The organism is Streptomyces sp. CG 926 (assembly GCF_003148825.1).
In the GTDB taxonomy this organism is placed as follows: domain Bacteria; phylum Actinomycetota; class Actinomycetes; order Streptomycetales; family Streptomycetaceae; genus Streptomyces.
Window position 1 is genome coordinate 384,754 of record NZ_QGGZ01000007.1, and the last position, 22,100, is coordinate 406,853.

General features: G+C 72.6%; 18 protein-coding genes. 12 read left to right on the plus strand and 6 right to left on the minus strand.

The genetic code is table 11. The features are described 5' to 3' along the window. The first annotated feature begins 17 nt into the window (after positions 1-17). Complete coding sequence (locus tag BCL76_RS20980) at positions 18-1,115, plus strand: DUF5925 domain-containing protein (protein WP_258309815.1); 1,098 nt, start codon at positions 18-20, stop codon at positions 1,113-1,115. Positions 1,116-1,242: 127 nt separating this feature from the next. Here the strand turns inward: BCL76_RS20980 and BCL76_RS20985 are convergent, their stop codons facing one another. Beyond that, positions 1,243-1,632, minus strand: coding sequence for a GntR family transcriptional regulator (locus BCL76_RS20985; RefSeq protein WP_030773253.1), 390 nt, complete (start codon positions 1,630-1,632; stop codon positions 1,243-1,245). 71 nt (positions 1,633-1,703) lie between these two features. Between BCL76_RS20985 and BCL76_RS20990 the strand changes: the two genes are divergently transcribed. From BCL76_RS20990 to BCL76_RS21010, 5 genes are all read left to right on the plus strand, one after another. Then, positions 1,704-2,651, plus strand: a complete 948-nt coding sequence (locus BCL76_RS20990) for a GNAT family N-acetyltransferase (RefSeq protein ID WP_109780971.1) — start codon at positions 1,704-1,706, stop codon at positions 2,649-2,651. Beyond that, a complete protein-coding gene (locus BCL76_RS20995; protein ID WP_109780972.1) occupies positions 2,648-3,130 on the plus strand; it encodes a DUF402 domain-containing protein in 483 nt (160 codons plus the stop codon). The genes BCL76_RS20990 and BCL76_RS20995 overlap by 4 nt, the downstream gene beginning before the upstream one ends. A 374-nt stretch (positions 3,131-3,504) precedes the next feature. Then, on the plus strand, positions 3,505-4,179 hold the full coding sequence (locus BCL76_RS21000) for a histone deacetylase (RefSeq protein WP_109780973.1): 675 nt from the start codon (positions 3,505-3,507) through the stop codon (positions 4,177-4,179). A 33-nt stretch (positions 4,180-4,212) separates the two neighbouring features. Further along, positions 4,213-5,289: an HNH endonuclease gene (locus BCL76_RS21005; RefSeq protein WP_109780974.1), complete on the plus strand. Its 1,077-nt coding sequence runs from the start codon at positions 4,213-4,215 to the stop codon at positions 5,287-5,289. Between the two features lie 212 nt (positions 5,290-5,501). After that, positions 5,502-6,593 carry a lytic polysaccharide monooxygenase auxiliary activity family 9 protein gene (locus BCL76_RS21010; RefSeq protein WP_109780975.1) on the plus strand — a complete coding sequence of 364 codons (1,092 nt, stop codon included), beginning with the start codon at positions 5,502-5,504 and terminating at the stop codon, positions 6,591-6,593. 25 nt (positions 6,594-6,618) lie between these two features. Here BCL76_RS21010 and BCL76_RS21015 read toward each other — a convergent pair whose 3' ends face one another. From BCL76_RS21015 to BCL76_RS21035, 5 genes are all read right to left on the minus strand, one after another. Next, positions 6,619-7,479: an esterase/lipase family protein gene (locus tag BCL76_RS21015; protein WP_109780976.1), complete on the minus strand. Its 861-nt coding sequence runs from the start codon at positions 7,477-7,479 to the stop codon at positions 6,619-6,621. A gap of 168 nt (positions 7,480-7,647) precedes the next feature. Beyond that, complete coding sequence (locus BCL76_RS21020) at positions 7,648-8,658, minus strand: DNA polymerase Y family protein (protein WP_109780977.1); 1,011 nt, start codon at positions 8,656-8,658, stop codon at positions 7,648-7,650. Next, positions 8,655-12,236, minus strand: a complete 3,582-nt coding sequence (locus BCL76_RS21025) for a DNA polymerase III subunit alpha (protein WP_109780978.1) — start codon at positions 12,234-12,236, stop codon at positions 8,655-8,657. The genes BCL76_RS21020 and BCL76_RS21025 overlap by 4 nt, the downstream gene beginning before the upstream one ends. Before the next feature lie 706 nt (positions 12,237-12,942). Continuing rightward, positions 12,943-14,622 carry an amidohydrolase gene (locus BCL76_RS21030; protein ID WP_109780979.1) on the minus strand — a complete coding sequence of 560 codons (1,680 nt, stop codon included), beginning with the start codon at positions 14,620-14,622 and terminating at the stop codon, positions 12,943-12,945. Between the two features lie 32 nt (positions 14,623-14,654). Beyond that, the gene (locus BCL76_RS21035; RefSeq protein WP_109780980.1) at positions 14,655-16,049 is read right to left on the minus strand and encodes a purine-cytosine permease family protein; all 1,395 of its coding nucleotides are present in this window, start codon (positions 16,047-16,049) and stop codon (positions 14,655-14,657) included. A 137-nt stretch (positions 16,050-16,186) separates the two neighbouring features. On the opposite strand from BCL76_RS21035, the gene BCL76_RS21040 reads away from it, so the two are divergent. The 6 genes from BCL76_RS21040 to BCL76_RS21065 all read left to right on the plus strand — a co-directional run bounded on the left by BCL76_RS21040 (position 16,187) and on the right by BCL76_RS21065 (position 22,024). Then, the gene (locus BCL76_RS21040) at positions 16,187-16,789 is read left to right on the plus strand and encodes a TetR/AcrR family transcriptional regulator (protein ID WP_109780981.1); all 603 of its coding nucleotides are present in this window, start codon (positions 16,187-16,189) and stop codon (positions 16,787-16,789) included. Positions 16,790-17,190: 401 nt separating this feature from the next. Further along, a complete protein-coding gene (locus BCL76_RS21045; RefSeq protein ID WP_109780982.1) occupies positions 17,191-18,093 on the plus strand; it encodes an alpha/beta fold hydrolase in 903 nt (300 codons plus the stop codon). Positions 18,094-18,240: 147 nt separating this feature from the next. Continuing rightward, positions 18,241-18,504, plus strand: a complete 264-nt coding sequence (locus tag BCL76_RS21050; protein ID WP_109780983.1) for a hypothetical protein — start codon at positions 18,241-18,243, stop codon at positions 18,502-18,504. Between the two features lie 238 nt (positions 18,505-18,742). Then, positions 18,743-18,907, plus strand: coding sequence for an FxSxx-COOH cyclophane-containing RiPP peptide (gene fxsA / locus BCL76_RS21055; RefSeq protein ID WP_219933967.1), 165 nt, complete (start codon positions 18,743-18,745; stop codon positions 18,905-18,907). A 28-nt stretch (positions 18,908-18,935) separates the two neighbouring features. Further along, the gene (gene fxsBH / locus BCL76_RS21060; protein WP_181382636.1) at positions 18,936-21,188 is read left to right on the plus strand and encodes a radical SAM/SPASM protein FxsBH, inactivated beta-hydroxylase extension form; all 2,253 of its coding nucleotides are present in this window, start codon (positions 18,936-18,938) and stop codon (positions 21,186-21,188) included. Then, entirely contained in the window at positions 21,185-22,024 is an 840-nt protein-coding gene (locus tag BCL76_RS21065) for an aminoglycoside N(3)-acetyltransferase (protein ID WP_258309816.1), read from the plus strand. Before fxsBH ends, BCL76_RS21065 begins: the two co-directional genes overlap by 4 nt. The last annotated feature ends 76 nt before the right edge of the window (positions 22,025-22,100 follow it).

The window sequence follows — 22,100 nt, forward strand, 5'->3', positions numbered from 1 at the left end:
GCCGGATCATGGGCGCCATGTCAGCCAACCCGCAGGACGCGCTGCCGATCCGGCTCAACGTCGACGACAGCGACTCACCGTCGGACGTCGTCGACGCGCTCTTCCTCGGCCGGTTCGCGTCCGGCGAGCAGCCGTACTCGCACAGCGTGTCGATCGAGCGGGTCAAGGCGGAGGCCACCCTCCTGCCGCCGGAGGCCAAGGTGTTGCGCTCGGCGCGCGACAGCGACCGCAGCGCCACCCTTGCCGAGGGCGAGGGCTGGACCATGCTCGTCTCGCGTTGGAGTCGGGGCGCGGACGTCACCGTGACGGCGGTCAGCGACGAACTCGCCGCCGGCGTGCTGGGTCAGGCCACGGAAGGCGTCCAGGACGAGCCCGAACCGCAGCCCGAGAACGTCACGATGGGCTTCTGGTACGTCTCCCCGCGCCGCGGCCCGTACCGGACGACCCGCCAGATCGCGGCCGGGACCTGGGCGGAGGTGCGGCCCAACTACACGGCTCCGGTGGCCGGGGCGATGGACCGGCTGATGAAGGTGACCCCGGACGACATCGCGGGCCGGCTGCTCCTGCTGCACGGGCCGCCGGGTACGGGCAAGACCTCCGCGCTGCGGACGCTGGCCCGGTCGTGGCGGGACTGGTGCCAGGTGGACTGCGTCCTGGACCCGGAGCGGCTGTTCAACGACGTGGGCTACCTGATGGACATCGCGATCGGCGAGGACGAGGGCACGGCGAAGGGCCGCTGGCGGTTGCTGCTGCTGGAGGACTGCGACGAGCTGATCCGGGGCGAGGCCCGCCACACGGCCGGGCAGGCGCTGTCCCGGCTGCTGAACCTGACGGACGGACTGCTGGGGCAGGGCCGCAACGTCCTGGTCGGGGTCACCACCAACGAGGACCTGGAACGACTCCACCCGGCGGTGGTCCGACCGGGGCGCTGCCTGGCCCGCATCGAGGTCGGCCGGCTGACCCACCGGGAGGCGGTGGATTGGCTGGGCACGGACGAGGGCGTCTCCCGTGAGGGCGCCAGCCTGGCGGAGCTGTTCGCCCTACGCCGCGGCACGGGCCCGGCGGCGATCCTGCCCCCGCAACCGCACAACTCGGAAGCGGGCCTCTACCTCTAGCCTCCGGCCCGGTTTGCGGTATCGCGGGCCGGCGGCGCCTCGCGAGGTCTCGTCGACCGAGCCCGCGTCGTCCGGTGCCGTGGCGGTGCCGGGCAGCGCTGGCCGGGCAGGATCCGGAAGCGACGGCCTAGGTGGCGGCGTACCGGGCCCGGAGGGCGTCCGTCGCGGCCGCGAGCGCCTCGGCCTGGGTCAGGCCGAGGCGGCGGACGCGGTCCGCGTACGCCTGGGCCGCCGCGGCCGCCTCCCGGGACACCGCGTCCCCCGCGGCCGCGATGAAGGTCCCGTTCCGGCCCCGCGTCTCGATCACCGCGTCCGCCTCCAGCGCCCGGTACGCCTTCGCGACCGTGTTGGCGGCCAGCCCCAGCTCCTCCGCGAGGCCCCGTACGGTCGGCAGTTTGAAGCCCGCCGGGAGCTTCCCCGACCGGGCCCGGTCGGCGATCTGCGCGCGCAGCTGTTCGTACGGGGCGGCCGAGCCGGCCGAGCCGTCGATGGTGATCTTCAGGTTTGTCGAGGTCACGCGGGTGATTGTCCCCCATCGGCGGTTAATTGGGAGGCGCACGTCGCGAAGGCGGACGTAGCGTCTGCCGCATGACCGCATCGATCCGTGACCTTCGCCCCGGCGACCCCTCGGACGCGGAGTCCGTCGTACGGGCACTCCGCGCGGCCCTGCCCTTCTCGATCACCAGCGCCGAGGGCCTGGCCTTCGAGCTCTCCTCCGCCCACCCGGCGAAGCACCACCGGATCCTCGTCGCCGAGGGCCCGGACGGCCGCGTCATCGGCGCCGCCCGGGTCGGCATCGCGTACGACAGCTCCGAGCCCGGTCAGTCGTACCTCAACACGTACGTCGACCCCGCCCATCGCGGTCTCGGCGCCGGCCGCCTCCTGCTGCGCGCAGCCGAGGAGCATCTCGCCGCGCACGGCGCGGTGGACATGTACGCCTGGGTCCTCGACGAGCCCGCCCATCGCGCCTTCGCCGAGCGGCACGGCTACCTGCCCCGCCGCTCGGCGCACTTCCTGCGTCTGGACCTGACGGCGGTCACGCTGCCCGAGCTGCCGCGGGACGAGGACCTGCCGGCCGGGGTCGAACTGCGTTCCGGCTCCGCCTTCGCCGCCGACCCGCGGCCGCTCTTCGAGGCCGACGCCGAGGCGACCGCCGACGAGCCGGGTGGTGTGGCGGTCGGTTCGTCCGCCTACGAGGACTGGCTCGCCCAGATCTGGCACAACCCGACCCTGGACAAGGAGCTGACCACCGTCGCTCTGGTCGACGGTGTGGTGGCCTCCTTCGCCGCGGTGCAGACGGACGGCGCCACCCGCTACGGCTCGGCGATGACCGGCACCCTGCGCGCGTTCCGGGGCCGGGGACTGGCCAAGCTCGCCAAGACGGTCTCGTTGCACCGGGCCCGGGCTGCCGGGTACACCGAGGCCTTCACCGGCAACGACGCGGGCAACGACCCGATGCTCGCCATCAACGAGTGGTTCGGCTACAAGATCTGCGCGACCGAGACGCGCTTCACGAAGAAGGTGGAGACCCAGTGACCGCACAGCTGACCGTCGTCCTGACCAAGGCCGGCCGGACCAAGATCCGCTACCCGGCGGCGCAGGTCGCCGACGACGGCGACCGGATCTCCGTACGCGCCCCCTGGGCGGCCGAGGGCGTACGGGACTTCGGTTTCGTGCGCTTCGAGCCGGGCGACGTGTTCGTCGAGCACTTCTGGCGGACCCGCTGGTACGCGGTCAAGGAGGTGTGGACCGCCGACGGTGTCCTCAAGGGCTGGTACTGCGACGTGACGCGGCCGGCCCTGGTGCGGAGCGGGGAGATCCGCGTGGAGGACCTGGACCTCGACCTGTGGGTGTCGGCGGACGGGAGCTCCGTGCTGCGGCTGGACGAGGACGAGTTCGCCGAGAGCGGGCTGGCGGTGAGCGACCCGGAGGCCGCGGCCCAGGCGGTACGGGCCCTGGACACGCTGGACGACCAGGCCCGCTCCGCGGCGGGCCTTTCCGCGCTCCTCCCCTAGGCCGTCTCTTTCGGATCTTGTCGGGTGAGCCCGGGTCGTCCGGTGCGGTGCCTCTCCCCCAGCTACCGCTGGGAGGGGCCCCCGGGCGGAGGGGCGCCCGTGTACTGGACGTACTCGGGCGCCCCGACAACGCCGCGAGGTGCCGCGCCGGGCGGGCCGGGCCCGACAAGATCCGGAAGAGACGGCCTAGGCGCGCGGCGGCCCTCCCGTGGGGAGCCGGGAGGGCGCCGGGCCCGGGATGGTCCGGGGCCACACCATACGCACGGGCCCCAGTGGCCGGATAGGCATATGACAGGGGAGATTCCGGATCGCCGCCCGCAGGTCAGCGGGCCTGCCGGCGCCCCTCTCCCCTCCCGATCTCCGAGGAACTGAGCATGGTCGTCCACACCGCCACCCCGCTCGCCGAGTCGATCTCCACGCCCGAGCGGATCTGGTACGCCTCCTACGGGTCCAACATGCACATGGACCGCCTGGCCACCTACCTCGCCGGCGGGACCCCGCCCGGCGCGGCGCGCACGTACCCGGGCTGCCGGGACCACAGGGCCCCCGAGCGCTCGATCGCGGTCGAGCTGGCGGGCTGCCTGTACTTCGCCACGGAGTCCCCCGTGTGGACGGGCGGCCGGGCGTTCTACGACCCCACGGCGCGCGGTCGCACCCGCGGACGGGCCCACCTGGTGACGGTCGGCCAGATGTCCGACATCGCGGCCCAGGAGATGTACGAGAAGCCGGGGGCGGACCTGGACCTGACGACGGCCCTACGCGACGGCCGCGACGAGCTCGGCCCGGGACGGTACGAGACCCTGATCTGCCCGGGCACGATCGAGGGCATCCCGCTGCTGACCTTCACCGCGCCGTGGCGCCTTGCGGACGTCGAGGTGCTCAACCCGTCGGGCGCGTACCTGCGCTACCTGGCCGGCGGCCTCCTGGAGTCCGGCCCCTGGGAGGAGGAGGACATCGCCGACTACCTCGCGTCCCGCCCGGGCGCCGCCGGCAACTGGACGCCGGCACAGGTGCGTGAGCTCCTGACGGCCGACGAGATCCGCCCCTGATCGACTGTCAGGGGCTGGTCCTACGCTTCCACCATGCATAAAGGTGCGATCAGTCGAGACGGCGTCTTCAGGGCTCTGACGGAGTACGACGAGCTGGGTCAGGACGGGTTTCTGTCCAAGTACGGGTACAAGCCGGCAACCGGGTATCTCCTCCTGCACGGGGGCCGAACCTACGACTCGAAGGCCATCGCCGGTGTGGCCCACAAGTTCGATCAAGGTCGAGCGTTGAGGCCGGACGAACTGGTCGGCGGAAGGTCCCACGCCGCCAGATGGCTGGCCCGACTCGGTTTCACGATCCGTTCGTCCCGGAGCCCCGACTGGACCCGTGACGAGATCATCCTCGCTTGCGAACTGGCCATGGCCAACGGCTGGAAGCGATTGGAGTTCGACGATCCACGCGTGATCGACCTGTCTGCACTGCTCCAGACCATGCCGATCCATCCCGAGGAGCTACGTAACGAGCTGTTCCGGAACCCCAACGGCGTAGCACGCAAGACGGTCGACATCACGTCCCGGCACCCCGACTACACCGGCAAGCCCACGAACGGCAACGCCCTGGATGTCGACGTCATGAACGACTTCCTTGCCCGGCCGGCCGAGATGACGGAGGTGGCCCGGCGCATCCGACAAGGTCTTGGCTCAGGAGAGTTCCAGGACCTGCCACCGGCGGCCGAGGAGGACGACTTCAGCGCGCCCGAGGGCAGGTTGCTACTCGGTCGGCACCGCAAGCGCGAGCGGAACAAGGCCTTGCGCAAGAAGAAGGTCGATGCGGTATTGCGCCAGGGCCGCCGGCTCGTGTGCGAGGCCTGCGGATTCGACTTCGAGCAGGTCTACGGGGACCGCGGAGCCGGATACATCGAGTGCCACCACGTCGTCCCTCTGCACGAGGCCGGCGAAGGTCGGACCAGGCTCAGCGATCTTGCCCTCATATGCGCCAACTGCCACCGCATGATCCACCGGCGCGCGCCCTGGCCGACCCCCGGGGAGCTGCGAGCCTCCATCGAGCAGAAGCATGCGGACGACAGGCGGGCTGCGGGAGTCCTTGCGCGACCCCGCAGTGCGGCTGACGAGCGACGCGAAGTCGGAGGCGCCGGGTCGGGCGGGCGCTGAGCGGCTCGTTCCTGAGGCGGCTCTTGTCTCCGGCTTAAGGGGGTCCTAAGGATCCGCTCCGGGGGGCCCGTAGGGGCAAAAGCCGTGGTCGGGGCGGCTAGCTTGGCCGGGCCAGGACAGGAAGGGCCCGTGCGGCGCCGCCGGGGGGCGGCGCACCGCGGGGGTCCGATTCCGCCGGCACGCCCCTGCCTTGTGCCCGAAGGAGATCACCCATGCCCGCACGCCGCCGCACCGCCGTCACGCTGACCCGTATCGCCGCCGCCGGCCTGGCCCCGCTCGCGCTGGCCTCGTACGCCGCGGCTCCCGCGGTCGCCCACGGCTCGATGACGGACCCGGTCAGCCGGGTGGCGGCGTGCTACGCCGAGGGACCCGAGTCCCCGAAGTCCGCGGCCTGCAAGGCGGCCGTCGCGGCCGCCGGGACACAGCCGTTCTACGACTGGAACGCGGTGAACATCGCCAACGCCGCCGGCAACCACCGCTCGTTGATCCCGAACGGGCAGCTCTGCTCGGCCGGCAACGACAAGTACCGGGGGTTGGACCTGGCCCGTGCCGACTGGCCGGCCGGCCCGATGTCCGCCGGCGCGCACACCTTCCGCTACAAGGGCACGGCCCCGCACAAGGGCACCTTCGAGCTGTACGTGACGAAGGACGGCTACGACCCGACGAAGCCCCTGGCCTGGTCCGACCTGGAGCCCGCGCCGTTCGCGAAGGTCACCGACCCGGGGATGCAGAACGGCGACTACGTCTTCTCGGGGACCGTCCCGAACAAGTCCGGCCGCCACCTCATCTACAGCATCTGGCAGCGCTCCGACAGCCCGGAGGCCTTCTACACCTGCTCGGACGTGGTCTTCGGCAAGGACAACGGCGGCAACGGCGGCGGCTCCGGTACCGCTCCGACCACCGGGACGGGTTCCGAGCCGAGCCGGAAGCCCGGCCAGAAGCCGGGTGAGAAGCCGGGTGACAAGCCGGGTGACAAGCCGTCCGACAAGCCCGTCGACAAGCCCTCGGCCCCGACCGACCAGCAGATCTCCGACGGCGCCGGCAAGTCCACCGTGGAGCACAACGGCCACGGTGACAACGACCCGAAGACGAACGGCACGAAGGACTCCGCCGCCGTCCCGATCGCGGCCGACCCGTCCTCGTCGGCCACGGCCAAGGCCAACCTCGCGGAGACGGGCGGCAACAGCGCCACCCCGACGATCGCGATCGCCGGGGCCGCCGCCCTCGCCGTCGGCGCGGCCGCGCTGTTCGCAGCCGCCCGCCGTCGCACCGCGCGTACGACGACGGGCCGCCACGGCCGCTAGCCGGTGTCGGACCGCCCGCGCCCGGTCAGTCGAAGACCGAGGCGCAGGTGGTCCGTTCGGCGTGCGCCGGGTCGAGGGCGTTGAGCGCCTCGTGCCAGGCGATCCGGTCGGTGATCCCGATGGCGACGTGCTCCGAGAGGTCCAGGAGACACAGGTCCTGGAGTACGACGTTGCGTACGTTCGGCCCGTCCAGGAAGGCGCTCCGGTACGGCGTCACCACCTCGTCGTACTTGGTCGCGATGACCGTGTACTTCACCCCGGGCACGGTGTCGCCGCCCTCGTTCAGCTTCTGCTGGAAGGGGGATCCGGCGATCTGGTCGGCGAGGCCCGGGGTCGCGGTGGTGATCAGGTCCTCGGCCCCGGGGAAGTACGGCAGGAGCTTGGTGAATCCGAGCAGCGTGGTGCCGTGGTTGTCGGGGGCGAGCCCGACCAGCGCGTTGACCTTCGAGGCACCGCCGAGGAACTTCAGGTAGTAGCGGGGCATCATGCCGCCCTGCGAGTGCCCCACGATGTCGGTCTTGGCGGCGCCGGTGGCGGCCAGCACCTTGTCGACGAAGACGTCGAGCTGTTCGGCGGACTTGTCGATGGGGCCGAGCCCGTTGAAGAGGGGTACGCCGGGCAGCTGGCCGTAGTCGAGCGAGTAGACGCAGTACCCGCGGTTCACGAGGTACGGGGCGAACCCGAGCCAGTTGTCCCAGGAGTTGCCGAAGGTGCCGTGCACGAGCACGACGGGGCGCGGGTGCGCGGCGGACGGCTTGCAGGACCAGTTGTTCCAGCCGCTGCTGGGGGCGGTCGCGGCCTGCGCCGCACCGGTGGGGGCGACGAGTGCGGCGGCGGTGAGGGTGAGGACGGCGAGTGGGCGGAGCAGGCGTCTCCAGGGCAGCATCGGGTGATCTCCTCGCGGGTGACTCAAGGGGATGAGCGTGGGGGTTCGTCCCGTGATCCGGATCACAAGGGGGGAGCTGCTGCCGCTAAATTACGGGTGAGTAGGAACACAGGGAAGTTACGCGTCAGTAAAAAATCGCGCGTCGCCCGTACGAACAGGTAGAGGACGTCAGGCGGCCAACGTGCCGCGGGCGATGGCGTGCGGCCCGAAGCGGGCGCGGACCCGGTCCGTGACGGCCTCCAGACGGCGGGCCTTCTCGTCCTCGGGGTCCAGGCTCAGCTGCCGCGTGGCCCGTTCGGCCGAGGTCAGGTCCTCGGCGCGCAGCGACAGCGCGCGGACCCGGGCCCGCTGCAGACCGAGGCCCGCGTAGAGGGCGTAGGCCGTGGCGGTGAGGGTGGTCGAGTGCGCGGTGGGCTCGGTCAGGGTGCGCGTCCGGGTGAGCGTGGTGCGGTCGGCGCAGCGGACGGTGAGCGAGAGGGTTCGGCAGACCTGCCCCCGGCCCTGTTCCTGTGTACGAAGCTTCGCTCCGAGCTCCTGCGTCAGCGAGAGCAGCGCCCGCCGGTGCCGTACGGGATCCAGCTCGTCCAGATCGAAGAGCCGCTCGGCAGCGACGGCGCGGGCGGCGGCGCCCGGCCGGACCGGGGTCCGATCGATCCCGAGGGCGCGCTCGTGCACCTCGCGGCCGAGCCGGGCGCCGAGGATCCGCCGCAGGGCGGCGGGCGGGGCGGCGGCGACCCGGCCGACGGAATCGAGGCCGTAGGAGCACAGGGTCCGGGCGACCTTCGGCCCGACCCCGTCGAGGGCGGTGACGGGCTTGCCCGCCAGGAACTCCCGTACGGCGGCGGGGTTCCCCGGGATCAACAGGGTCTGTCCGGGCCCGGCCTCGCGGGCGGCGGCCCGGGCCAGCATGGGGTTGCCGGCCACGCCGACGGCGGCGTCCACGCCGTACAGGGCCAGGGCCCGGACCCGGACCAGGGCGGCCAGCCGGGTGGCGTCGCAGTCGAAGTAGCGCAGCGCGCCCCGGACCTCGGCGAGGACGGTGTCGGGCGGCACGGCTTGCACGGCCGGGGTGATGCCCCCGAGCAGCGTGAGCACCCCGGCGTACTCCCGGGCCCCGAGCGGCCCCCCGTCGGCGGGGTACGGGCGCAGGCACATCACGACCCGCTCGGCGGCGGTCATCCCGCGCTCCCCGGGCTGGAGTGCCACAGCTTGCGGCCGGTCGCGGGGCCGGTGCCGGGCGGCTGCAGGTCGGCCCAGGGGTTCATCTCGTACCCCGTGGGCATGCGGATCCTGCGGCCCGGGGGCCGCCCGGCCGCCTCGCCGTCGGCCGCACCCTCCCCCGCGGCTCCCTCTCCCGCGGCCCCCTCCCCCGCGGCCGACTCCGGCTCGACCGGCTCGGCCGGCTCCGCGAGGCGGGCCGCGACCGCGTCCAGACCGCCCGTCGCCCGCAGTTCCACCAGCTCCGCCAGGTTCCACGCCGCCGCGCCGACCACGCTCAGGCTCTGCGGGCCCCGCCGCTGCACGACACCGCGTACCAGCAGCAGGAAGGAGTGGAAGACGGTGTGCGCGCAGCGTTCGTGGCTGTCGTCGAAGAAGGCCAGGTCGACCAGGCCCGTCCCGTCGTCCAGCGTCGTGAAGATGACCCGCTTCCCGGAGCGGATCGGCGGGGTCTGGGTGGCCGCCTTGGCCCCCGCGACCAGCACGGTCTGCCCGTGTTCGGTGTCGCGCAGCCTGCGCGCCGGAATCACTCCCAGTTCGGCCAGGAAGGCGTGGTGGTCCCCCATCAGGTGCCGCGAGGCGTCCATGCCGAGGACGCCCAGCTCGGCGCTGAGCCGTTCCGCCTCGGTCAGGTCGGGCAGCCCGACGGAGGCCGTGGACCGGCCGCCCTCCAGCGGGAGTTGGGGACCGCGCACGCCTGCGGCCCGCTGCGCGCCGTGCAGTTCGGACACGTGCAGCAGCAGGTCCCGCCGGTTGGCGCCGAAGGCGTCCAACGCACCTACCTGTGCCAGCCGTTCGGCCACCGGGCGGCCCGGGTGCGCCCGGTCCCAGAAGTCACGCAGGGAGGCGTACGGCTGCCCGGCCTCGATCCGGTCCGCCTCGGCCCCGCTGATGCCGTGGACGTCGGACAGCCCGAGCCGCAGCCCCCACACCCCACCGGCACCGCCTGCATCGGACACCAGTTCGATATGATGGGCGGCCGCCGACCGGTTCACGTCCAACGGCAGCACCGGAACGCCCCGCCGCCGCGCGTCCGCCAGCAGCAGCCGCTTCGGATACATCCCGGGGTCGTGGGTGAGCAGCCCGGCGTAGAAGGCCGCCGGGTGGTGCGCCTTCAGCCAGGCCGACTGGTAGGTGGGCACCGCGAAGGCCACCGCGTGCGCCTTGCAGAAGCCGTACGAGCCGAAGGCCTCCACGATCTCCCAGGTCCGGCCGATCACCTCCACCGGATAGCCGCGCTCGGCCGCCTTCGCCGCGAACCAGACCTTGATCCGCGGCTGCGACTGCGGGTCGGACAGCCCGCGCCGCACCCGGTCCGCCTCGTCCCGCCCGCAACCGGTCATGACGTGCACGATCTCGATGATCTGCTCGTGGAAGACCACCACCCCGTACGTCTCGCGCAGCGCGTCGGCCAGGTCCGGGTGCGGGAAACGGACCGGGGCCCGCCCGTGCCGGGCCTCGATGAAGGGCCGCACCATGTCGGCGGCCACCGGCCCCGGCCGGAACAGCGAGATGTCGACGACCAGGTCGTGGAAAGTCGCCGGCTGGAGCCGCCCCACCAGGTCCCGCTGGCCCGGCGATTCGATCTGGAAACAGCCCAGCGTCTCGGCCGAGCGGATCAGCTCGTACGTGGCCCGGTCGCCCGGCGGCACCTGCGCCGGGTCGTCCAGATCGAGCTCCCGCCCCGTGCCGCGGCGGATCTCCGCGACCGCGTGCGCCATCGCGGACTGCATCCGCACGCCCAGCACGTCCAGCTTGAGGAGCCCGAGCTCCTCCACGTCGTCCTTGTCGAACTGGGACATGGGGAAGCCCTCGCCGCTGGTGGGCACCACCGGCGTACGGGCGAGCAGCGAGTCATCGGAGAGCAGCACCCCGCACGGGTGCATGGCGATCCCGCGCGGCAACGCGTCCAGCGACTCGACGAGCTCCCACAGCCGCCCGTACGACTCCCCGCGCACGTCACGCAGTTCGGGGAGTTCCTGCAGCGCGGCGCGGGCGTCGCGGGCCCGGATGTGTGGGAAGGCCTTGGCGAGCCGGTCGGTGACGGCCGGGTCCATGGACAGCGCGGCGCCGACGTCGCGGATGGCGTGCCGGACCCGGTAGGTCTCGGGCATGGAGACGGTGGCGACGCGCTCGGTACCGAACCGGTCCATGATCCGCCGGTAGACCTCCAGTCGGCGGGCGGACTCCACGTCGATGTCGATGTCGGGCAGGACGCGCCGCCGCTTGGAGAGGAAGCGCTCCATCAGCAGTCCGTGGGCGACGGGGTCGGCGTGCGCGATCCCGAGCAGGTGGTTGACGAGGGAGCCTGCTCCGGACCCGCGGGCGGCCACCCGGATACCCATCTCCCGTACGTCGTCCACTACTTGAGCGACCGTCAGGAAGTACGAGGCGAATCCGTGGTAGGCGATGATGTCGAGCTCCTGGTGCATCCGCTCCCAGTACGCGCGGTCGCCCGCGTACCCGCGCAGCACCATGCCGGCCGAGGCCCGGGAGGTGAGGACCCGCTGGGCGCTGCGGTGAGCCGCTCCGACGAGCCGGGCCTCGGGGAAGTGCACGGAACCCATGCCGAGGTCGTCCTCGGGGTCCACGCAGCAGGCTTCGGCGGTACGTCGGGTCTCCGCGAGCAGACGCCTGGCGTCGGCGGGGCGCAGACCGGCCGCCTGCGCGATCCGGTCGGCGGCCTCGGCCATGGCGGCGGGGTCCTTGAGCCAGCGCTCGCCGCTGTCGAGGGGGCCCCGGCGGTCGATGGGGACCAGGCGGCGGGCCGCGTCGAGGATGTCGGCGACCGGACCCTGGCCGGGGTCGGCGTAGCGGACGGCGTTGGTCAGCACGGCCGGAACGCCCTGCTCGGCGGCGAAGCCGACGGTACGGGCGGCCAGCCGGAGCGAGCCGGGCCCGGTGCCGGTGCGGCCGTGGTGGACGGCCTCCAGACGCAGGGAGTCACCGTAGATCTCCCGCCAGGGCGCGAGCAACCGGGCGGCCCGGTCGGGACGGCCCGCGGCGAGCGCCCGCCCCACCTCGGAGCCGGGCCCGAGCAGCACGAAGACACCCTCCCCGCGCAGGGCCCCCCAGGGCACCAGCGGAACCTCGGCGGCCTCCGCATGGGCGGCGGTGACCATCCGGCACAGCTCGGCCCAGCCGGCGGCCCCGTCCCGGGCCAGGAAGACGGCCCGCGCGGCGGACTCGTCCACGAAGGCCCCGCCCTTGACGGGGGTGCGCCGCCGGTACGAGGCCTCGCCGGCCCCGTCCCCCACGGCGGACCCGGTCGAGCCCCCCGACCCGGCCGGGCCCGTCGCGGGCGTACCGGCGGGAGATCCGGCGGGCGGTACCGCCATGTCCACTCCGAACAACGGCCGGATGCCCGCCTGCGCGCACGCCTTCGCGAACCGGACCGCGCCCGCGAGGGTGTCGCGGTCGGTCAGGGCGAGGGCGTCCATACCCCGCTCGGCGGCACGCTCCGCCAGCCGCTGGGGGTGTGAGCCTCCGTAGCGCATGGAGAACCCCGAAACGGTGTGCAGATGCGTAAAACCAGGCACCCGCGGCCTCCTGCTTCGCTCGAATGAACACCTCCCCCGCTCTCCACCATAGAGCAATTCGAATATTCGTGCGAAACACTTGTTCGACCGATCCCTTGCGGGGCGCTCGGCGGTGCGTGGCGCGTCCCGGGCCCTGCCCGACCCCGCGCCTCAAACGCCGGCGAGGCTGGATGTGCGGGCCCGCGCGGGCCGTACCCCGGGGCTCCGCCCCGGACCCCGCGCCTCAAACGCCGGCGGGGCTGAATATGGCGGGCCCGTGCCTGTGCGGTGCGGCTCGGGCTGCGCCGGGCCCTGCGCCTCAATCGCCGGCGGGGCTGGATTTGGCGGGTCCGTGACTCGGTGTCGGTGGGGGGTCGGGGCGGGGGGCCGGGGTGGGGTGTCTCCTCGGCTCGCGCCTTACTGGTTTGTCTCGGTTGTGGGGCGGGGTTGTGCGCTCGTCCTGCGGGGACACCCCACCCCGTCCCCCCCGCCCCTCGGGCCGTCGCTGTCGAAGCCACCCGTGGGGCGGGGACACGCAGGAGGGTCCCCGCAGGACGAGGCGCGACCACGGCCGCCTTGCCGCGACAGGCCAGCACGCGCCGAGCCGAGGAGACCCTCCTGCGGGGCCCCGCCCCACACCACCAGCCCCGCCGGCGCTTGAGGCGGCCGCCCGGGCGCAGCCCGAGCAGCACCGCACACCACCGAGCACCCCGCAGGGAGGCCCGCGCTATGAACCGCCGAGCCGCCCGCAGGGCACCCGGTGGACCACCTCCCCCGCCACCACCACCGTCTCGGCGACCGTGCCCGGGATCTCGTCCGCCGGGGCGGTGAGGATGTCCCGGGACAGGATCACGAAGTCCGCGGCCTTGCCCACGGTGAGGGAACCGCGTTCCTGATCGAGGAAGTTGGCGTGGGCCGAGCCCATCGTGTAGCCGTACACGGCCGTCTCCACGTCCACCGTCTCGGCCGGCTGCCAGGCCGGGCCGTCCCCGGACAGCGGGCGACGCGTCACCGCCGTGTAGATGCCGACCATCGGGTCCATCTCCGCCACGTTCCAGTCGCTGGAGAACGCCAGCACCGCCCCCGCCTCGTGCAGGCTCCGCATCGGCCAGGCCTTGTGCCAGCGGTCCTCGCCCACGTTCTGCGCCCAGTCCTGGCCGGGGCCGGCGATCTCCGGCGCGCAGTGCCTCGGCTGCATGCACGCGATCACGCCGAGCTCCGCGAAGCGCGGTACGTCCGCCGGGTCGAGGCATTCCACGTGGACCACCTGGTGGCGGGCGTCGCGCGGGCCGTTCAGGGTCCGCGCGTGCTCCACCGCGTCCAGGACGGTCCGGATGCCCCGGTCGCCGGTCGCGTGCACGAAGCACTGGAAGCCGCGCGCGTCCAGCTTCGCCAGCAGGTCCGCGAACTCCTCCGCCGGGTAGAAGGTCTCGCCCCGGTGCGCGCCGCAGCCGGTGTACGGCTCCAGCAGTGCGGCCGTACGCGGTTCCACCACGTCGTCGATGTACAGCTTGAGCGGGCCGACCCGCAGCCGGTCCCCGGCGAACCGGCGTGCCGCGTCGGCGAATTCGTCGAGGTCGGCGTCGCCGGTGCCGCGCGGGTGGAACAGCGCCGCGACGATCCGGGAGCGCAACCGTCCTTCGGAGCGGGCCCGTTCGTAGAGTTCGAGGTCGTCGAGGGAGTTCTGCGGTTCGACCACCGTGGTGATGCCGAAGCCGATGGCGTCGTCGAGGCTCTTGGCCAGCCGTCCGTACTGCCGGTCCGGCGAGGCCCACGGCACGCCCAGTTCGCGCAGGGCGCGGTGGCCGGCGCGGGAGAGCCCCTTGATGGCGAAGTCCTTGACGAATCCGGTGGGTTCGCCGGTCTCCGGGTCCACCGCCGCCGTGCCGAAGGCGAGGTCGGTACGGTCCCGCGTGACCCCCAGTCGCCGCATGGCCGCCGTGTTCAGCCAGGCCGTGTGCACGTCGTACGAGAGCACGATCGCCGGGGTGTCGCCGGTGACGGGGTCCAGGTCGGCGGCGCACGGCATGCGCCCGCCGGGGATGGCGGAGTAGTCGAAGGCCTCGGCCTCGATCCAGCCGGCGTCCGGGTTGGCCTCCCGCCAGGCCAGGATCCGTTCGTGGATGCCCGCGAGGGTGCGCACCCCGGCGAGCTGGACGCAGTCCGCGTCGGAGCCGAGCCGGACGTGGTTGTGGGCGTCGATGAAGCCGGGCAGGACCAGCTTGCCGCCCGCGTCGATCCGCTGGGTGTCGGGGCCGGCCCAGGCGGCGGCCTCGGCGTCCGGGCCGACCCAGACGATCCGCCCGTCGTGGACGGCGAGGGCTTCGGCCTCCGGCAGGGCGGGGTCGACGGTGTGGATCCGCGCTCCGGTGAGCAGCAGGTCGGCGGGGAAGGGGTGGCGTGCCATGTGGGGGTGCTCCGTTGCGTGTGCGGTGATGTTCAGGCGGCCGGGGCGTACGCCGCGACCCGGCGGCGGGTGAGGGCCCAGTAGGTGAGTCCGGAGACGACCGAGCCGAGCAGGGTGAGGTCGGCGCCGCCGAGCGGGGCGACCAGCGGCCCGGTCCACAGCTCGGAGTCGCAGGTCAGGGCGGCGAAGGTCATTCCGGCGAGCAGGGCGGCGATGCCGGCGGGGTGGTAGCCGGAGCGGTACCAGTAGGCGCCGGCGCTTCCGGCGTGCAGGGCGTCGGCGTCGTAGTGGCAGCGGCGCAGCAGCATGTCGGCGAGGAAGACGCCGCCCCAGGGGGCGAACACGATGATCAGCAGGGAGAGGAAGGAGAGGAGGGAGGTGGTGAAGTCGGTGAGGAAGAGCGCGGCGAGCGAGCCGAGGGCGGTGACGGCGGCGCTGATGACGATGGCTCGGGCGCGGCTCCACGGGATGCCGAGGACCTGGAGGTTCAGGCTGGAGGAGTAGAGCGTGATGATCGAGTTGGTGACCGAGCCGCCGAGTACGAGGGCCAGGAACAGCGGCTGGAACCAGCCGGGCAGCAGGCTCTCGGCTCCGGCGACGGCGTCGGTCATGTCGACCTGGGTGGCGGCGGCGACGCCCGCGACGCCGAGGGCGACCGAGGAGAGGAAGCCGCCGAGGGCACCCATCCAGGTGATGGACTTCAGCGAGGTGGTCCGGGGCAGGTAGCGGGTGTAGTCGGCGGGCATCGGCAGGTACGAGAAGGGGCCGGCGAGCATGACCACGAAGGCGAGGCTCCAGCCGGAGAGCCCGGGGGCGGCGCCGGCCGGGGCTGCGGTGTCGGTGCCGGGGATGACGAAGAGGAGCAGGACGCCGAAGCCGGCGGCGAGGACGTAGGCCATCCAGCGCTCGGCGAACTGCACGGTGGCGTGACCCCACATGGCGACGGCGAAGGTCAGCGCGAGGGTGACGAGGAGGGCGACGGCGCGGCCTGCGGTGCCGCTCTGCCAGCCGATCTCGGCGAAGAAGACTTCCAGCGCGAGGGTGCCCACGACGGTGTTGACGATGGTGTAGCCGATGCTCACCACCCAGTTCAGGACGCCGGCCGGGAAGTTGCCGCGTACGCCGAAGGTGGCGCGGGAGATGACCAGGGTGGCGGTGCCGGTGCGGATGCCGCTGAGTCCGGCGGCGCTGATGGCGAAGAAGGAGAGCCCGCCGATCACGACCACGGCGGTGGCCTGCCAGAAGGAGAGACCGAAGGCGACGGCAAGGGCGCCGTTGATCACGTAGGTGAAGGTGAGGTTGGAGCCGAACCACAGCCAGAAGAGGTCCTTGGCGCTGCCGTGGCGTTCGGCGTCGGGGATGGGGTCGATCCCGTGGGTCTCGACCCGGAACACCTCGTCGACGTCGATTGTGTCCTGCTGTCCCATGAGGACCCCTGACCTTGAGCGATCTTGAATGGCGTTCTAACTTCTTGAATGGCATTCAAGATGAGGGGTGGACCTCGACCCCGTCAAGACCCTGTCCGGGATAAGGTCGGTCCACGAAGATCCGGAGGGCGGGAGCGGTGGCGGGAGCAGCACGGCGGCGCGACGGGCAGATCGCCCAGGAGCGGATGCTGGAAGAGGCCATGGCGGCCATCGCCGAGGACGGACTGGCCGCGCTCACCATGTCCGCGCTGGCCGAGCGGCTCGGCACCAGCGGCGGCCACATCCTGTACTACTTCGGCAGCAAGGACCGGCTCCTGCTGGAGGCCCTGCGCTGGAGCGAGGAGCAGCTCACCGGGGAGCGCCGGGCGCTGCTGGGCCGCAGGGTGACGGCGACGCGCAAGCTGGACCAGTTCCTGGAGCTCTACCTCCCCGAGGGCCCCCGCGACCCGCGCTGGACGCTGTGGATCGAGCTGTGGGCCCGCACCGCCTCCAATCAGCCGCTGAAGGCCGCCCAGGAGGAGATCGACGACAGCTGGCAGCGGGACCTGGAGGCGCTCCTGACCAAGGGCGTGGACCAAGGCCGCTTCGCGCCCCTGGACGTGCCCGCGCGGGCTTCGGAGCTGCTCGCCCTGCTGGACGGCCTGAGCACCCGTGTCGTCCTGGGCCAGCGGGGCGCGGACCGCGCCCGGGCCTTGGAGCAGGCCCGCTCGGCGGCGGCCCTGCTCGTCCCCCGCACCTGAGCCGAGGGCTCGGGCGACGCTTCTCGTCCCGACGGATCGGGAAACTCCCCCTTTTCCCGACCTGAAGACTCGATCCACCACTCGACCCACCCACTCGGCCCGCCTACTCGGCCCCCCACCCGGCCGCCCACTCGGCCCGGCGACGCAATTCGGCATCCGAAAGCGGAAGCCGCCGCACCAAAAGCCCTTTCGCGACGTCCGGCCGTGCGTTCACGCCCGTTCACGCCCTTCCGCCCCCTGCCACACCCCCTTGACCAGGGCATATGCAAGAGAGACAAAGGCCTTTCCGGGGCTCGTGAAGGCATTCACAACAATTCCGCCGGAAGTGCGCCCTACCGCGCTCCTCCGCCGGCGCGCACAATCGCGGTGACGACTCACATCGACCGAGAAGGAGGGAGCGCGTGCGCAATCAGGTGCGCACAGCGGACGGGCGCGCTCTGACCGTGGAGCGCCGGGGCGACCCCGACGGTAAACCCGTCTTCCTGCTGCACGGCATGCCCGGCAGCCGCCTCGGCCCGGCCCCTCGCGGCATGGTCCTCTACCAGCGCCGGATGCAGCTCATCGCCTACGACAGACCCGGCTACGGCGGCTCCGACCGCCACGTGGGCCGCACCGTCGCCGACGTGGCCGAGGACGTGGCCGCCATCGCCGACGCCCTCGGCCTGGACACCTTCGCCGTCGCCGGCCGCTCCGGCGGCGCCGCCGGCGCGCTCGCCTGCGCCGCCCTCCTCCCGGACCGGGTCACCCGGACCGCGACGATGGTCGGCCTCGCCCCCCGGGACGCGGAGGACCTGGACTGGTTCGCCGGGATGGCCGCGTCGAACGTGCGGGAGTACACCACCGCCACCGACGATCCCGAGGAACTGGCCGCCCGGCTGATCCCGCGTGCCGCCGGCATCCGCAAGGACCCCGGCCGGCTGCTGGACGAACTGCGCCGGGAGCTGACCGACAACGACCGCATGATCGTCTCGGACGCCGGACTGCGGTCGATGCTCCTGCGGAACTACCGTGAGGGGCTGCGCCATTCGGCGTACGGATGGATCGACGACGTCCTCGCCTTCAGCCGCCCCTGGGGCTTCGACCCGGCCGACATCCGCTGCCCGGTGCTGATCTGGCACGGCGAGCTCGACGTCTTCTCCCCGGTGGGCCACTCCCGTTGGCTGGCCCGCCGTATCCCCGGGGCCACCACCAACATCGTTCCCTTCGCCGCGCACTTCGCCGCCCTGCGCGCACTGCCCGACGTACTGAACTGGCTGCTGCGCGACCTGCCGGCACCGGACGTCACCGAACAGCAGCCTGCCTAAGGGTTGTTGATCACCCTCCACGGGCTCGAACCACCCAAGTGCACAGTCGTCAGCTTCGAGTTGGCGACGGGGTCTGCCCCGGTAAAGTCCGGGCACCGGGCCCGCCATCACCTCGACGGGGCCCCATGAGCCGTGGAGGTTCGCCTCATGACCCTGCACATCGACCCTGTCGCTCTGCTCGTCCTCGCCGTCGGGCTCCTCGTCGGCCGCGCCGTGCACAAGCACACCGCGGCGGCCGCCGGGGGCACCTCCAAGGGGGACATCGTCGGCGCGATCGGCGCCGCCGCCGCGGTGGTCACCGCGCTCTTCCTGCTGCTGACCGCGGGCGGCTCCGCGGCCGCCGGGGAGGACTCCCGGCCGGCGGGCCACACCCCCATATCGCAGCAGGTCGGCGAGGTGCGGTCACCGTAGCTCCGGACCGGCCGAGGCCTCCGCCGGAACCCCCGGCGGTGAAAAGGATCTTTCCTTCCGGCAAACGGCCGAATCCACCCTCTTGAGAAATCCGCAGCGCAATGCATGGAAGTCTTGACCAGGCGTCATGTCTCGTGTTGCCAAGGGGGACTGTCCTAGTAAAGTCCCTGCTTGACAGCAGCGTGTAGCCGTTGTCATTCACATGTCCATTCCACATGGCTTCCCCAAGGACGGTGCCGTGAACACTTCAGCATCCCCCGTGACCAGCTCGGTCAAGGCCCACCGGGTCCCGCTCGGCAAGATCGACGTCCACACCGCGTCCGCGGCGACGACGCTCGGTCGTGTCCTGCCGGCCGAATCTGCTCGTCCGGTTCAGGCACCGATCTTCAACTCCGCGCTCTGACCCGAACTCCGCGCTCTAGACTGGTGGAATGACCGGCCTGATCCCATTTCGCGAGATCGTCCTGAAAGTTCACAGCAGATGCGATCTTGCTTGTGATCATTGCTATGTCTACGAACACGCAGATCAGAGCTGGCGAGCCCGGCCGAAAGTGATCTCCCCCGAGGTTATTTCGCATACGGCGTCCAGGCTCGCCGAACATGCCCGTGACCATGCACTCCCCTCCGTCACGGTGATTCTCCATGGAGGGGAACCCCTGTTGGCGGGCACCGCCCGGCTCCGCCTCGTGTGCGAGGAGTTCACTCGGGCGCTCGACGGCATCGCCGAACTCGACCTGCGGATCCACACCAACGGGCTCCAGCTCAGCACCCGTTACCTCGACCTCTTCGACGAGTACGGCGTCCGGGTCGGCATCTCCCTCGACGGGGACCGCGCCGCCAACGACCGCCACCGCCGCTTCGCCGACGGCCGTACGAGCCACCCGTTGGTCCTGGCCGCCGTCGCACTGCTCCGCTCCGAGCCGTACCGCCACCTCTACCAAGGTCTGCTCTGCACCGTGGACGTGGCCAACGACCCCGTCGCCGTACTGGACGCCCTGGTCGAACTGGAGCCCCCGCGGGTGGACTTCCTCCTCCCCCACGCCACCTGGGAGACACCCCCGGCCCGGCCCGACGGCGCCCCCGACGCGTACGCGCGCTGGCTGCTGCGGATCTTCGACCACTGGGACCGCCTGGGGCGCCCGGTGCCCGTGCGGCTCTTCGAGTCCCTGCTCTCCACCCTGCGCGGCGGCCCCAGCCTCACCGAGTCGCTCGGCCTCGCTCCCACCGACCTCGTCGTCGTCGAGACCGACGGAACCCTGGAACAGGTCGACTCGCTCAAGAGCGCCTTCGAGGGGGCCGCGGCCACCGGCTTCAATGTCTTCGACCACGCGTTTGACCAGGTCGCGGCCCATCCCGGGGTCCGCGCCCGGCAGCTGGGCCTCGCGGGCGTCAGCGATTCGTGCCGCCGGTGCCCCGTCGTACGTTCGTGCGGCGGCGGGCTCTACACGCACCGCTACCGCGACCGGAACGGCTTCGACAACCCCTCCGTCTACTGCACCGACCTGCGCGAGCTCGTGGACGGGGTCGAGGGCCGCACCATGCCCCGGGAGACCGCGCCACAGCTGTCCGACCCCGCCGAACTCGCCCGCTCCCAGGAGGAGCTGACCCGGATCCTGCTGGCCCGGCTGCACGCGGACCTCGCCGCCGACCCCGGCTGGGCGCGCGCCTGGGAGCTGCTGGCCGCCGTGGAGCGGGCCGGGGAGGCCGGCACGGGCGCGCTGGACGCCGTACTGGACCACCCCTTCACCCGGACCTGGGTACTGGCGGCCCTGGACGCCGCCCGCGACGGCGGGCCGGCCGCCCCGGAGGCGGCGCGCAGGCTGACCGCCCTGGCCGCCGCGGCCGTGCTCCGCGGCGGCCTGGACCTGCCGGCCGAGGTGGCCTACCGGGACGGCGAGGTGTACCTGCCGACGCTGGGGCTGCTGCGGCTCGGGGAGCCCGGCACCGAGGGCCGGGCCGCGCTGCACGTCACCGACGAGGGGTACGCCGTACGGGACGGCCGCGCCGAGCACCGCTTCGGGCCCACGGCGGGGGACGCCCGCTGGCAGCCCGTACGCACCTGGTCGCGCGGGCCGGACGCGGCGCCGGTGGCGTTGGAGGACCTCGACCCGTACCGCAACTGCTTCCCCCGCCCGCCCAGGCTGCGCCTCGGCGCCGGGGAGGCCGAGGAGTGGCGGGGCAGGCTGGACCGGGCGTGGGCGCTGCTGCACAAGGCGGTGCCCGAGTTCGCCCGGGCGGCGGCCACCGGGCTGACCACCCTGACCCCGCTCGCGGGCGGCCCGCGGTCGGGCGGCTGGGGCGAGGCCGGGCGGCACGGGCCGGGAGCGCTCGGGGTGCCGTACGCGGCGGGGGTGCGGGAGACCGCGCTGGCGCTGCTGACCGGGCGGCGGCGGACCCGGTTGCGGGCACTGACCGAGGTGGCCGACCTGTACGCGCTGGACGGGCAGTGGGAGCACCGCTCGCCGTGGCGGGAGCGGCCGGTGCCGGTGTCCCGGCTGCTGGCCGACGTGCACGAGCGGGTGGCGGTGGAGGCGTACCGGCGGGCCACGGCGACGCCCGAGCCCGGCGGCTCGGACCGTATCCACCGGGCGCTGGACCGGCTCTCGGAGGCGGCCGAGCTGACCGTCACCGGAAAGAGCCTGGTCGCGGAGCTCCGCTACGAACTGAAGGCGGTCGACGCGTGACCGCGCCCTCCCCGGAGCCCTCGCCGGCGCCCTCCCCCTCCCCCTCCCCCGGCAGGCTCCGGCTCGCCGTGCAGTTACGGCTGGCCGGGGTCCGCCCCGGCATGCGGCTCATGGTGCACTCCTCGCTCGGTGGGACGGGCCTGCGGGCGGAGCTGCTGCGCGACGCCCTGACGGGTGTCCTCGGGCCGCGCGGCACCCTGGTGGTCCCGGCGTTCACCCCGGAGAACTCCAAGACCTCCACCGCCCATCTGGAGCGGATCCGCGGTCTGGACGAGGTCGGGGTGCGGGCCTTCCGCGAGCGGATGTCCGCCTTCGACGCGGCGAGCACCCCGAGTCAGGGCATGGGGTCCCTCGCCGAGGCCGTCCGCACCGCGCCGGGCGCCGAGCGCAGCGCCCATCCGCAGACCTCTTTCGCGGCCCTCGGGGCGGACGCGGAGCGGCTGTGCGCAGGTCATCGTCTCGAAAGCCATCTGGGGGAGGACTCACCCCTGGGAAAGCTGTGTTGGGAGGGCGGGCAGGTACTCATGATCAATGTGGGGTTTTCGGTCTGCACCGCTTTCCATCTCGCGGAGTACCGAATTCCGAAGCCCCCCTTGCGCATGTACGAGTGTGTGGTGAAGGTGAACCTTCCGGGGCCGCAAAGGCACCGGCAGGAGGGGGAGTGGACCGCATACGAGGACGTCGCGCTGGATGACAGCGATTTCGCGGTGATCGGTGACGCGTTCCCGGATTCACGGGTGCGCAGGGGGCGGGTGGGAGGCGCGTCGACCATGCTCTTCTCCCTCCCGGAGGCCGTCGATCACGCCCTTGACTGGATGACCGAAAACAGACGCTGATTGACTGAACGATGAGGGGATGTGGCGAAGCAGCTCCGGAATGATGTTTCTTCGCTTCGCATCTTCGGGACGGGGG